This is a genomic window from Myroides sp. NP-2 (assembly GCF_014145665.1).
Taxonomy (GTDB): Bacteria; Bacteroidota; Bacteroidia; order Flavobacteriales; family Flavobacteriaceae; genus Flavobacterium.
The window spans coordinates 149,190-162,616 of sequence record NZ_JACHTD010000006.1; the positions used below are offsets into that span (position 1 = coordinate 149,190).

Consider the following 13,427-nt stretch of genomic DNA (forward strand, 5'->3'; position numbering starts at 1 on the left):
AATATTACTTCTTTAATTTAAACTTTTTGTAGCGGTGAATGGATATATTTTCATCCAACGCTATATTATTTTCAATATAATTATACAACTGTTCAGCCAAGTAAGGGGCGAGTAAAACACCGCGTGTACCAAGGCCATTTAATACATAAATACGATTAGATTCCAAACTTCTCCCCAACAATGGACGTCTGTCCTTTACCGTTGGACGAACACCAGCTAGGTGTTCGATCACTTCAAAATCCAAGTCTATGAAACTGCGCAGACCATCCAAAAGTTCTGCAGCTCCAGCTGCTGTAGGCACATCAGTTTTATCTTCCCAATTATATGTAGCTCCTAATTTATAGTGATCATTACCAATCGGAATTAAAAACACGCCTGCTTTTAGCATAAAATCACAGTTGAGATTCGGAATTTTCACAATCATCAATTCGCCTTTTGTACCATCTAAAGGAAGCGTATTGAAAAAAGGATTCTGTAACATACCAAATCCCTCTGCGAACACAATGTTACGCGCGTGAATCCCTTTATAAGAAACGTCTTCTGCAGTATACACTAGCGCATCATAGTCAAAGCTTTCCTTTTTATAACAACCGATTTGCGACAAATATTGACGATAAGCCGGAATTAAATCATCCGTTTCCAAGTAACCTGTTGCGTTTACTTTCCCTAAACCGAATGACAAATCTACTCCATCTATCTTTTTCTTTTCAATTTCTGGGGATAAAAAAGCACTTAAATTAGGACGATCAGCTGCTTGAAACCAATTGTTTTGTTCCTCAACTGAAGCCAATCGACGGTACAAATCCATTGGATACCAACACTTAATTTGCAATTTGGCTTCCAATGCGGGATAAAAAACATCCGCTAAGGCCAATTGTTCGTTGACTTTCCAAACGTCCGTAAATCGCTTTAAAACAACGGGATTGTACATTCCTCCAGCCACTAAAGAAGAGGATCGTTCTTCCGCATCAATCACAATAAAGGTTTTACCTTCTTGAGCCAATTTCTCAGTAAAAGCGATTCCTGCTAATCCTGTTCCAACAACAATATAATCCACCATAGGTTAAATAATAAAAAAGCTCTTATCTAATTTAGAGAAGAGCTTTATAAATTAGTAATTACAAAATTAGTAATTCCATAAATCATCTTCAAGGTTTCTGATCAATTCTTTGATGCGTTCGCCTTCAAATAATTGACTTAACTCTCCACCTTTGATATAATCGTTAATACGTGAATCCCCGTACTGATTATCTGCTTTATAAATCGTAGAGCTAAAGCGTCTAGCATTTAACAAATGATCAAAGTTCATTGGATTCATTGGGTTTTTAGAGTTGAACACTTTCGCTTCAAACAGTGTCGTTCTAGCATTCGGGAAGAAAATCCAGAAAAGCTCAACAGCGTTTTCAACCTCTGCACCTTTGGTGTACAAATCGACTACTACTGGTGCGATACCTAAAAGGCGGTATTTCAATTGACCTTCATTGCGGTCAAAATACCACATTCCCATGACGTGATACGATTTTACATCAGATGGACGTAACTCTACACGTTGAATATATTCTTCTGGAATTCTTTCACCAGCATTATAGTATTCAATACCAGCATCTGTAGTATCAATTTTAACGAAAGATGTTTCAAGTTCCTTTAACGTTCTTTTTCTTTTAAAGTCACTATCATCATATACTTCTGTGATAGCTCCAGACTTAATACCATCAATTATAGCTTGGAACATAGATTTTCTTCCATCGCCCACAACCTCTTCGATTGGATAGTAATAAGACTCATTAGCTTTCTCTTCTAGAGAAATGTTTTCCCATACTTTTATACCAAATAGGATGTCCTTATCTGCTACATACCCGTATGGAATTGGTCCTTCGCTTTGTACGTATATTTCTTGAATACTTTTCATTCCAATTTCCTCAGCAGACTTGGCGTTTAACAAGTTGCTTTGTGCAAATGATTGCAATGAGAATATCGAAAATGCTACAAATAGTGAAATTTTTTTCCAGTTCATATTATTCAAAGTTTTCTTCTTTTATTTATTTCGAAATTACATGATTTCGAATGTACAAGGCGCTGTTTTCTTCAGTGCATAATCACCCGCACCGTCTAAACGTACCTTGATATCAGAAATAACAACTACATCTCCTAGTCTTGCTTTTGAAATCGCAGCTTTCGCTCTGTCATTCATTCTATTTCCTTGAACAACAACTGAAGGTTGTCCAGGAACTTGCAATACAAATCCTGTCACTGTTAGACCTAATTCAAAATCAAAATCTTCTAATTTTGCACCAATTGTAACGATCTCTAAGTTAGACTTAGGACCTTTCGCAGCGTATTCACCGCGAACTGTACCACGAGGTGCAGGAATATCCTTAATTCTAAATACTTTTTTATCGCTTACCGTTGATCCGTCAGGTAGTTTTCCAGATACATTAATTGTAACCTCTCTACCTGCTTGTGGACGCATAGTATACTGTCCAGCTTTTCCTCCTTTTGATAAACCAGGAGCGTTAGCTACTACTTTATCATCAGAGATACCCGCAAATGAAATTGTCATTGGGTTGGCCACTCCGCGGTAAACTACGTTCATTTTATCAGCAGAGATATTCGCAGAATTCGGTTTAGGAACAACAACATAGTTTCCTTTGATATCGATTTCAACAGGTTTTCCGTCTTCCATAAATGTAAATTTACCTTTTACATCATGTTCTCCAACGTTACCTGTACCGAAACTCAACTTCACTTGTCCGTCCTCTAAAGCGTTTGATAAATCCACTTTTTGTCCATTTACCACAACTTCTGTAGGAACTGTAGATTTGTCATAACGTCCTAAAACCACTTTTCCTTTGAATTGCTCTCCAGCAAAGAAAGCAGATTTTTCAGGAATCACAATGGCAGCATAGTTACGCATTGAAGCCGCTTGACTCAACGTGTTTCCTAATAAGCTATTGTAAATATCGTGTTCAAGAATCATGGCGTCATTTTGCATTGCTGATAACTTCGTCAAAGAAGCAATAGCTGGAAACCCTTGAAAATTGTAATTCAAATACGGTTTTACAATACCTTCTGCATCTTTTACATCTGAAATATCAAAACGCTTTTGTAAATCTACAACAATTGGTTGAAACTTAACGTCTTCCCCAACTATTCCTAAAATATCGCTTTTGTATTTTTCAATTGCTCCGATGAATGCTTCCCCTTCTGCAGAGTATTTATCACCGTTAAACCAAGCTTGATCAATCACATCTCCTTTTTCCATACGCTCTGCTGGTAATTTACCATCAACACGTTGTGCCTCTAAAGGGTCTGTGATTTGTTTCTTTACACCCGCTACATAGTCGTAAAACTCTTTTGTAACAGCCGCTACTTGCTTCGCTTTTTTATAAGGCTCGCCGAAACGAGTTGGATCATCCGCTGATTTAGCTTCAAGACCTCCTAATAAAGCTTCATTATTACCAACCGCCGATTCATTCGCCGATTCAAATTTGTCGTTTACCATACCAAAAGCTGATAAAACCTCCTTTGACATCTGAAGTGCCATCATCGCGATGAACACAAGATACATAAGGTTAATCATCCTTTGCCTAGGCGTCAATTTTGCTCCTCCTGCCATTATTTATAACTTTATCTGGATTATAAATTAATTAGCACTGCGGTTTCCCATTGCAGAAAGCATTCCTCCATAAACTGTGTTTAAAGAAGATAAGTTGCTCGTTAAAGCAGACATTTGCTCTTTTAATTTGATGTTATTTTCAGCAACTTCTTTATTGATCTCAGCATTGCGTGTTGCACTTTCTAATTGAACTTTATACATAGAGTTTAAAGATTCTAATTGTGCAGCAGCCAATGACATTTCTTCAGCGTATTTTCTTGTAGAAGCAACTGAGTCTACTGTTGGAGCAATTTCTTTTGATGCCGCTTCAAAGTTTCTGATACTTCTGTTCAAGCTACTCATTAATTCACCATCAATTTTTGCCTCTTTAAGTAAATCATCTAATTTCTTAGATAACATTCCTTGCTCTTCTGTTCCTCCGCCTACAAATCCTACAGCACTACCACCACCTCTAACTTGTGTTGGTTCTCCTCCTTTTAATTCAGGATAAACTTTAGACCAGTCTAACTCGTCATCAACTGGTTCAAAAGCAGATATCGCAAAAATAAGAGCTTCCACAACCAATCCTAAAGTTAGCATATTATTTCCATTAATTGGTCCTAACTCCATGTGCGTAATTTTAAATAATGCACCGATAATTACAACTGAAGCCCCCATTCCATAACAGAAGTTCATTACTTTTTTAGGTATTGCCATAATTTTTTAATTGTTTTAATTGTTTGTCTATAATCTATAATTGTTTTGGTTCAAAATTATCGTGCCATTTTAGCGGCGTTGCTTCTCGACATCGATCCAGAAACTGATTGTACTAATCTAAATCCGATATAAGATCTAGCTGAGTCAGCGTATTCAGAATCACGGGTTGCAACTTGTAACATATAAGCAGGGTCTCTCCAAGATCCTCCTCTGATTACTTTTAACGGTGTATCAGATGTTCTGTTTTTTGGTTTTAAGCTTGACATAAAGTCATAAGATGAAGAATCGTAAGGAGAACTTGTCCATTCTGCCACGTTTCCAGACATATTATATAGATTATATCCATTTGGTGGATAAGCACGTGCTTCTGCTGTATAAGTAGCTCCATCCGCAGCATAATCAAAACGACTTGGTTTAAAGTTCGCCATAAAACATCCTTTTTCGTCTGTAGTATAAGGTCCACCCCATGGGTACATAGCTCCTTCTAAACCACCTCTAGCTGCAAATTCCCATTCGCTTTCCATTGGCAATCTGTACTCGTGTACTTCTGAAGGTAAACGCTTAGAACGCAAAAATGTATTTTTATAAAGCGTTCTCCACGCTGCAAATGCACGCGCTTGGTGCCAGTTTACTCCTACCACTGGATACTCTCCAAAAGCTTCATGCCAGAAGTAATCGTTGTGCATTGGCTCGTTGTACGAATATTGGAATTCTTTAATCCAACGCGTTGTATCTGGATAAATTAATAAAGTTTCCGTTTTTAGATGTCTGTTGCGTTTCCCGCGAGGATCCGTTCCTTTGTCCTTCATAGCTCCTTCTAAATCCACATACGTATACTTGAATTTAAGTTTAGATGCATCAAACATACCTAACCCATTGTACGTTTCTGAAGCAGGAATATACAAAGAGTCCATAACTTCTACATAGTACTCATCTGGATAACGATCAGCTGTAGCAGGTAAATTTACTTTTTTGTTTAATCTTCTTCCAGCATACATATCATCACTCGTGTCCATGCTGTAGTAGTTTTCATACATGTATCGCTGATACGGCGTCATACGATCTAGATTTTCTTCATTATCTAAAAACGCATATGCACCAATACCACCACCATCGGGAGTTAACCCCATATCATCAGCTGCAATAGCTAAACGAGTTCGGATAACCGAATCCTTTACCCACTCAACAAATTTTCTATACTGGTTGTTTGTAACTGCCGTCTCGTCCATATAGAACGAACCAACCGTTACCGTTTTTGTTGGAGCATCCTGTGCACCAAGGAAATCTTCGTTTGATTGTCCCATTGTGAAAGTCCCTCCAGGAACTAAAGACATACCATGAGGCTTCGTCGTTGACCATCTCTTCCCTTCAATTCCTCCTAACAACTCACCTCGATCTCCAGTACCACAGCTGCATACCAAAGCTAAAACTGCTCCTAACGTAATGATCTTCTTCATATATTATTTAGGTTTTCTTATATACTTCTTAAAAATGTAAACGTATTCAATTATTTTTAATTTTCAAAAACAAAGCTAAAAAAAATTTAGTTTATATTTAACATATGGAAATGTTAAATTTTTTTAAGCTAAACTAAACTCTTTTTAAATGCTCTCCACCACCGATCAGGCAGTTGTTGAGCAATAGCATTTTCGTAATCCTGATAACTACATGGCAACAATGTTTTCTTTGTTAACTTTTCGTTAACACCCCCACCAATAGTCACCTCGATCCACCACCTGCCTGAAATATCGCTCTTGTAGAACACTAAATTCTCATAGTCGTCAAACGGCACTATGTATTTGATGTAGTTATCTTTACAAGCAAACGGATATTCGTTATAGCGATAATTAACACCCTCTATAAAATACCACATCAGTTGTCCTAATAACAACGTTTCACTTACTTGATTATTGTAATTAAACACACCAAAAGTGCTAACCTTGTCACTTAAACCGCTGTAACGCGCCAAAGAACATATTTCTCGTCCATCAAATCCATTGGGATTATAAGTCTCAAAATTACCAGAATCACTGGACTTTACAGCATTTATATCTATACTTACAATATCTGCATCCCGCAAAACGGGTTCTGCCAGTGCAATATTATTAATAATTTCACCAACTCTGTATGCTTCAAAGTATAAACTTTCAATTAAATCGATCTCTTCTTGAGAATTATAGTAGGTTTGGTAGCCTAAATTTGAAAAATTGAATAAATTATTCGGTTCTTCTAAAATAATTCGCGACAGAAAACTTTCTGCTGCATGACTTCCATCCTTGGCAACATCTAATTTGTGATCAATACAAACCAAGTTGACCATCTGTTCCAATTTGTCATAGCCACGGTATAAAGCATAGGTTAAGTCTTGGCTTCCCCCTATTACAATGGGAATCGTGCCATTTTTAACTAAATCTGCAATAACCTTTCCCAACAAAAAATATGTATCCTCAACAGATTCTCCAGGTGCTATATCTCCTAAATCCACAATTCGAAGATGCCAATTCCCAGGAAATAGCGTATAGAATGATTTTCGAACCTTTAGTAAATCAACCGTATCAACCCCAGAGGCTAATCCCCTGTTATCGGTAACTCCTATAAGCGCAATCTTATATTGATCATACTTATCGAAATCTCCACCGGAGTGAAAATGAACCTTCTTACCCAAGCTCTGGCTGGGCAATCCATCTATATAATTCCTAAACTCGACACTAACTGGACGTAAAAGTTCTAACATAACTGCTATTCAATTATTTCTTTGTTGTCGTTTTTTTAGCTGCAGGCTTTTTGGCAGCCGTTTTAGTTGCAGGCTTTTTTGCCGTGGTTTTCGCTGCTGCTTTTGTCTTTTTAGCAGGCGTTTTTGCCTCGATCATCGCTTTCACTTCTTCTAAAGTCAATGCTTGTGCATCAACATCTTTAGAAAGCTCAATCTTAACCTTCCCTTTTAAGATAACAGATCTTCCCCATCTTGCCTTTTCAACGCGAATGCCCTCTTCAGTCCAATCGTGAATGACCTTATCTTTTTCTTTTTGAATTTTATCTTCAATTAATTCGATTACATCTTGATTCGAAAGATTGTCAAAATCATACTTTTTGTTGACATTGATAAAAATACCATTCCACTTCAGATAGGGACCAAATCGTCCCACTCCTTTTTGAACAGGCAAATCTTTATACGTAGCAATTGGTCGATCTGCTTCTTCCTTCTCTTTAATATATTCTAAAGCCGTTTCAAAAGATACATCTAACGGCTCAACGCCTTTTGGCAGGGAAATAAACGTTTTACCCACGCGTACATAAGGTCCAAAACGGCCGTTGTTCACTTCAACCTCTTCTCCATTGTACTCTCCTAACAGTTTAGGCAATAAGAAGAGTTTTAGTGCTTCTTCCAAAGAGATGGTACCAATATTTTGATCCGGTGCTAAACTTGCAAATTGTTTATTTTCATCCTCTGCGTCACCGATCTGCGCCATAGGTCCAAATTTACCAAGGCGAACCAATACAGGTTTACCTGAAGCTGGATCTGTTCCCAAGATTCGCTCGCCTGATTCACGCTCTGCATTTTCCTCTACATCTTTTACAGTGGGGTGAAAGTGATCGTAAAACTCACGCATCATCTTTGCCCAATCCTCTTCTCCAGCAGCAATCGCATCAAAGTCTTCCTCCACTTTTGCCGTGAAATTATAATCTAAAATAGTTTTGAAATTCTTTACTAAGAAGTCGTTTACGATAATTCCAATATCCGTAGGAATCATTTTCCCTTTATCTGATCCTGTTTTTTCAACAAGTACCTTTTCGGTAACAGTAGCTTGAGCTAGCGTCATCACTTTATAGGGGCGTTCTTTTCCTTCTGTGGTTCCTTTTTCCACATAGTTACGCGCAATAATCGTCGAGATGGTCGGTGCATAGGTTGAAGGACGCCCGATTCCCAACTCCTCTAACTTCTTTACTAAAGAAGCTTCTGTATAGCGCGCTGCTGGCTTGCTAAAGCGCTGTGTTGCTACCATCGAATTAGACAAAAGAGACTCTCCAACTTTCAAGTGTGGTAAAATTCCTTCTACTTCCTCTTCTTCGTCATCGTGTCCTTCTAAATAGACTTTCAAAAAACCATCGAACAATAGTACTTCTCCTGTGGCAACGAATAAATCACTGTATTTATTTGCGCCAATTTTCACATTTGTACGCTCTAATTTAGCATCACTCATCTGAGAGGCCAATGTACGCTTCCAGATCAAATCATATAGACGCGCTTGGTCGCGGTCCAAAGGCACTGAGTGCAAAGCCATATTCGTAGGTCGAATGGCCTCGTGCGCTTCTTGAGCCCCTTTGCTTTTCGTTACATAACTTCTCGATTGTACATAAGCGGAACCATATGATTTTGCAATCTCAGCAGCAGCTGCTTTGGTAGCTTCTTCGGATAAGTTTACACTATCCGTTCTCATATAGGTAATAAATCCTTCCTCATACAAACGCTGTGCTAACATCATCGTTTGTCCAACGGAATAATATAACTTACGCGCCGCTTCCTGTTGCAACGTTGACGTTGTAAACGGTGCCGCTGGCGATTTCTTTGCGGGTTTTGTTTCTAAATCCTTAATCGCGTAATCCGCTCCTATATTAAGGTTTAAAAAATCTTTTGCCTCTTGCTCACTTGTAAAGTTTTTCGACAAACGCGCTTTGACAACTTTTCCCTCAGCAGTTTTAAACTCTGCTGTTATAACATAGGAAGATTCTACTTTGAATTCGTTGATTTCTTTTTCTCTTTCTACAATCAGTCGAACAGCCACCGACTGCACACGTCCTGCAGACAATCCCCCTTTTACTTTCTTCCACAATACAGGAGATAGTTCATATCCTACCAAACGATCTAGAACACGTCTAGCTTGTTGGGCGTTTACTAAATTATAATTAATACCTCTTGGGTTTTCAATCGCTTTTAATATTGCTGATTTAGTAATCTCGTGAAAAACAATGCGCTTCGTTTTATTTTGATCTAATTTTAATTCTTCCGCCAAATGCCAAGCAATAGCTTCTCCTTCGCGGTCCTCATCGGAAGCTAACCAAACAACTTCTGCTGTTTTAGAAAGGTCCTTTAATTTTTTTACGACTGCTTTTTTATCACTTGAAACCTCGTACTTGGGTTTAAAATTATCATCTACATCTACTCCTATCTCCTTTGAAGGCAAATCCGCTATATGCCCATAACTAGATTCTACTTGATAGTCCTTTCCTAAAAATTTCTCTATTGTTTTTGCCTTAGCAGGCGACTCCACGATCACTAAATTCTTTGCCATACTTCATTATTTTGTGAAGCAAAAATATGTGTTTTTTCTTAATATTTCCACTTCAACCGATATTATTCACACTTTCTCTTAAAATCCTTCCCGATGATTTAAAAAATATATACTTTTTTAACGTTGATTACCAAAAAATCCTCTTTTGTACCTAATCAATGCATGCATACAGAAATTGTTCAAAAGTAAAAAAACAAAAGTAATTTATACCTAATAACCCCGCTAAATTAGCGCATTCCCTCTTTTTACATCCGATTCCACACGAATTACAGTCATACAAGCACCTCTTTTACATCAATCCATTTACAGGAACCCTTAAAGGATGAACAAGTAATTTTCACTATCTCCCAGCCCTTGACTCCCCTTATCCCTTCCTCTTTATTCTGTTCTAAAACCTTCCTTGTCCAATTCTCAAAATACTATTAAATATAAAGCTGTCAACTTGTCAGCAAATAAATTTAAACTATCTTTGTAAACTAAAATAAAACTCCCTTTTAAATAATCATATGGAAAAGGTAATTGACGAAAATAAACAAGGAACAAGCTTACAGCTAGAACAAAATAAAGACAACACCAAAAAGCTTTTTATAGAAAGCTATGGTTGTCAAATGAACTTTTCTGACAGTGAGATTGTTGCCTCCATTTTATCTGACGCTGGATATAATACAACCAATAACTTAGAAGAAGCTGATTTAGTTTTAGTAAACACTTGTTCTATTCGCGACAAAGCCGAACAAACCGTACGCAAACGCTTAGATCAATACAACCGCATTAAAAGAAAAAACCCAGGAATGAAAGTTGGGGTTTTAGGTTGTATGGCTGAACGATTAAAAAGCAAATTCTTAGAAGAAGAAAAAATTGTAGATATGGTTGTCGGACCCGATGCCTACAAAGATTTACCAAACCTACTAAAAGAAGTAGACGAAGGGCGTGATGCCATCAACGTTATTTTATCCAAAGACGAAACCTATGGCGATATTTCACCAGTTCGTTTACAAAGTAACGGGGTAACTGCATTCGTTTCAATCACAAGAGGTTGCGATAATATGTGTACATTCTGTGTTGTTCCATTTACAAGAGGACGAGAACGCAGTAGAGAACCTCACAGTATTATTTCAGAAATTCAAGATTTACACGAAAGAGGATTTAAAGAAATTACCTTATTAGGACAAAACGTAGACAGCTACCTTTGGTATGGAGGGGGATTGAAAAAAGATTTTGACAAAGCCACTGAAATTCAGAAAGCTACAGCGGTTGACTTCGCTCAACTTTTGGATTTATGCGCGACGAAATTTCCGAAAATGAGATTCCGCTTCTCAACGTCAAATCCACAGGACATGCACATGGAGGTGATTGAGGTAATTGCCCGTCACAACAATATTTGTAAATATATTCACTTGCCAGTTCAATCGGGAAGTACGCGTATTTTACAAGAGATGAACCGCCAGCATACCCGTGAAGAATACATCGAACTAGTGGACAAAATCTACGCCTTAATTCCAGAGATTTCACTCTCTCAAGATATGATTACAGGTTTCCCAACTGAAACCGAACAAGATCACCAAGACACCCTTTCTTTGATGGAACACGTGCGTTATGACTTTGGATTTATGTTCGCCTATTCTGAACGACCAGGTACACTTGCTGCTCGTAAACTAGAAGACGACATTCCAGAAGAAGTAAAAAAACGTCGTCTAAGTGAAATTATCTCATTACAAGGAAAAATCAGTTTAGAACGTACCCAACGTTTTGTAGGACAAACAGTTGAAGTGTTAATTGAAAAATCATCCAAGCGTTCTGATTTAGAATGGAGCGGAAGAAATTCACAAAACACAACCGTTGTGTTCCCGAAAGAAAATTATAAAGTGGGAGATTTCGTAGAAGTATTTATCGAAGATTGTACTTCTGCAACCCTTATAGGTAAAGCTATTGGCTATTCACCTATGCAAGGGTAATCCCATTTAAAAACAGCGCTATCAAAAAGTTCACTACATGGAAAATGTTCAAGCGATAAAACAACGATTTGAAATTATAGGAAATGATCCCAAACTAAACCGTGCCATCCAAAAAGCAATTCAGGTTGCTCCGACGGATATATCAGTTTTAGTAACAGGAGAAAGTGGAGTAGGAAAGGAAAGTATTCCAAAAATCATCCATTCGCTTTCTCATCGCAAGCACGGCAAATACATTGCAGTGAACTGCGGGGCCATTCCAGAAGGAACCATTGACAGTGAACTCTTTGGGCACGAAAAAGGCGCCTTTACTGGTGCAATTAGCACCCGTGAGGGCTATTTTGAGGAAGCCAATGGCGGAACTATTTTCTTAGATGAAGTCGGGGAATTACCCCTAACCACACAAGTGCGCTTATTGCGTATTTTAGAAAATGGCGAATTTATCAAAGTAGGTTCGTCTCGAGTTCAAAAAACAGACATCCGAATTATTGCCGCAACCAATGTCAATATGATGGAGGCCATTCAAAAAGGAAAGTTTAGAGAAGATCTATACTACCGCTTGAGTACCATTGAAATAACCCTTCCCCCTCTTCGAGAAAGAGGTGAAGATATTCACTTGTTGTTTCGAAAATTCGCTTCCGATTTTGCTCATAAATACAAAATGCCCCCTGTGCGTCTCGATGCCAATGCTGCGAACTTCTTAATTCGCTATCGCTGGGACGGAAACATTAGACAGTTGCGAAATGTGGCAGAAGAAATTTCAGTTTTGGAAACAAATCGCGAGATTACCCTCCCTATCTTACAATCGTATTTACCCAATCACGATAGACAACTGCCCTCTGTTATACAAAGCAAAAAAGCAGAAAGTGATTTCAGTACAGAACGTGAAATTCTGTATAAAATTCTCTTTGACATGCGCAATGACATTACTGATCTGAAAAAACTAACCTTAGAGCTCTTAAAACAAGACAAAGGTCAAGTACAAGAAAGCAATCAGCATTTGATTCAACGTATTTATGGCAACAACTCTACTGAATCTGTAGACTATCCAACAAATCCTACGGATATTCTGCAATTGGAAAATACAAACATACACCCTGTTCAATCCAATCATCCTACTTTCCATCCTACTTTAGTTGACGATGACGAAGATGACGAAGAATACCTCATCGCAGAAACGGTAGAAGACGAACCTCTAAACCTAGAGGAACAAGAAGTCGAATTAATTCGAAAAGCACTTGATCGAAACAAAGGAAAGCGAAAAGCCGCAGCCGAAGAACTAGGAATTTCAGAACGAACACTGTATCGAAAGATCAAACAATACAACTTATAAATGAAGAAGTTTAGCCCTATTCTTGCAATTCTTTTTATAGCTTTAGTTTTACAAAGCTGTAAATATTATAACTTTACTGGTACAGGAAAAATTGATGCCGATTCATTCCAAGTCAATTACTTCCAGAACAATGCCCCTTTAGTAGAGCCAGGTATTGAACGTACGTTTACCTTGGCTTTACAGGATTTAATTCAAGGTCAAACTAGTTTAACCCTGACAAACTCCGATGCAGACTTGGTCTATGAAGGAGAAATTGTCGACTATAGAATCAGCCCAATGACGGCGACAGCTGATCAAAGAGCCGCACAAAACCGCTTGTATATAGCAGTAAACGTGAGATTTATAAACAAGAAAAATCCGGAAGACGATTTTGAAAAGCGATTCTCGTTTTACTATGATTACGAAGCTAATGCACAATTAGTAGGAGGAACATTAAACACAGCATTAGACGAAATTTTCGAACGCATTACACAAGATGTCTTCAATGAGTCTTTGGCGAAATGGTAAAAACATAAAAGAATAAAACATAAAAGAATAAA

At 37.8% G+C, this 13,427-nt stretch carries 10 protein-coding genes; 3 read left to right on the top strand and 7 right to left on the bottom strand.

Annotated elements, in window-relative coordinates; all coding sequences use genetic code 11:
* Positions 1-4 precede the first annotated feature (4 nt).
* The 7 genes from H4K35_RS07960 to topA form a co-directional block, all read right to left on the bottom strand.
* Positions 5-1,060 (bottom strand): FAD-binding oxidoreductase, encoded by a 1,056-nt coding sequence (locus H4K35_RS07960; protein WP_182626834.1) that lies wholly within the window; start codon positions 1,058-1,060, stop codon positions 5-7.
* A 66-nt stretch (positions 1,061-1,126) separates the two neighbouring features.
* Complete coding sequence (gene gldN / locus H4K35_RS07965) at positions 1,127-2,014, bottom strand: gliding motility protein GldN (RefSeq protein WP_182626835.1); 888 nt, start codon at positions 2,012-2,014, stop codon at positions 1,127-1,129.
* A gap of 36 nt (positions 2,015-2,050) precedes the next feature.
* The gene (gene gldM, locus H4K35_RS07970) at positions 2,051-3,616 is read right to left on the bottom strand and encodes a gliding motility protein GldM (RefSeq protein ID WP_182626836.1); all 1,566 of its coding nucleotides are present in this window, start codon (positions 3,614-3,616) and stop codon (positions 2,051-2,053) included.
* 27 nt (positions 3,617-3,643) lie between these two features.
* Positions 3,644-4,312 (bottom strand): gliding motility protein GldL, encoded by a 669-nt coding sequence (gldL, locus tag H4K35_RS07975; RefSeq protein WP_182626837.1) that lies wholly within the window; start codon positions 4,310-4,312, stop codon positions 3,644-3,646.
* 56 nt (positions 4,313-4,368) lie between these two features.
* Positions 4,369-5,769, bottom strand: a complete 1,401-nt coding sequence (gene gldK / locus H4K35_RS07980) for a gliding motility lipoprotein GldK (protein WP_182626838.1) — start codon at positions 5,767-5,769, stop codon at positions 4,369-4,371.
* A 128-nt stretch (positions 5,770-5,897) separates the two neighbouring features.
* Complete coding sequence (locus H4K35_RS07985) at positions 5,898-7,046, bottom strand: formimidoylglutamase (protein ID WP_182626839.1); 1,149 nt, start codon at positions 7,044-7,046, stop codon at positions 5,898-5,900.
* A gap of 13 nt (positions 7,047-7,059) precedes the next feature.
* The gene (gene topA, locus H4K35_RS07990) at positions 7,060-9,603 is read right to left on the bottom strand and encodes a type I DNA topoisomerase (protein WP_182626840.1); all 2,544 of its coding nucleotides are present in this window, start codon (positions 9,601-9,603) and stop codon (positions 7,060-7,062) included.
* Positions 9,604-10,109: 506 nt separating this feature from the next.
* Here topA and miaB point away from each other — a divergent pair.
* From miaB to H4K35_RS08005, 3 genes are read left to right on the top strand one after another with little or no spacing between them, the layout of a single operon-like run.
* Positions 10,110-11,558: a tRNA (N6-isopentenyl adenosine(37)-C2)-methylthiotransferase MiaB gene (gene miaB, locus H4K35_RS07995; RefSeq protein ID WP_182626841.1), complete on the top strand. Its 1,449-nt coding sequence runs from the start codon at positions 10,110-10,112 to the stop codon at positions 11,556-11,558.
* A gap of 37 nt (positions 11,559-11,595) precedes the next feature.
* Positions 11,596-12,888, top strand: coding sequence for a sigma-54-dependent Fis family transcriptional regulator (locus H4K35_RS08000; protein ID WP_182626842.1), 1,293 nt, complete (start codon positions 11,596-11,598; stop codon positions 12,886-12,888).
* Positions 12,889-13,395, top strand: coding sequence for an LptE family protein (locus tag H4K35_RS08005; protein ID WP_182626843.1), 507 nt, complete (start codon positions 12,889-12,891; stop codon positions 13,393-13,395). It abuts the gene before it with no gap.
* Positions 13,396-13,427: the final 32 nt, after the last annotated feature.

Excerpts from the sequence above, each read along its gene's own strand:
- H4K35_RS07960 (WP_182626834.1), bottom strand. The coding sequence starts at position 1,060 with ATGGTGGATTATATTGTTGTTGGAACAGGATTAGCAGGAATCGCTTTT.
- gldN (WP_182626835.1), bottom strand. The coding sequence starts at position 2,014 with ATGAACTGGAAAAAAATTTCACTATTTGTAGCATTTTCGATATTCTCA.
- gldM (WP_182626836.1), bottom strand. The coding sequence starts at position 3,616 with ATGGCAGGAGGAGCAAAATTGACGCCTAGGCAAAGGATGATTAACCTT.
- gldL (WP_182626837.1), bottom strand. The coding sequence starts at position 4,312 with ATGGCAATACCTAAAAAAGTAATGAACTTCTGTTATGGAATGGGGGCT.
- gldK (WP_182626838.1), bottom strand. The coding sequence starts at position 5,769 with ATGAAGAAGATCATTACGTTAGGAGCAGTTTTAGCTTTGGTATGCAGC.
- H4K35_RS07985 (WP_182626839.1), bottom strand. The coding sequence starts at position 7,046 with ATGTTAGAACTTTTACGTCCAGTTAGTGTCGAGTTTAGGAATTATATA.
- topA (WP_182626840.1), bottom strand. The coding sequence starts at position 9,603 with ATGGCAAAGAATTTAGTGATCGTGGAGTCGCCTGCTAAGGCAAAAACA.
- miaB (WP_182626841.1), top strand. The coding sequence starts at position 10,110 with ATGGAAAAGGTAATTGACGAAAATAAACAAGGAACAAGCTTACAGCTA.
- H4K35_RS08000 (WP_182626842.1), top strand. The coding sequence starts at position 11,596 with ATGGAAAATGTTCAAGCGATAAAACAACGATTTGAAATTATAGGAAAT.
- H4K35_RS08005 (WP_182626843.1), top strand. The coding sequence starts at position 12,889 with ATGAAGAAGTTTAGCCCTATTCTTGCAATTCTTTTTATAGCTTTAGTT.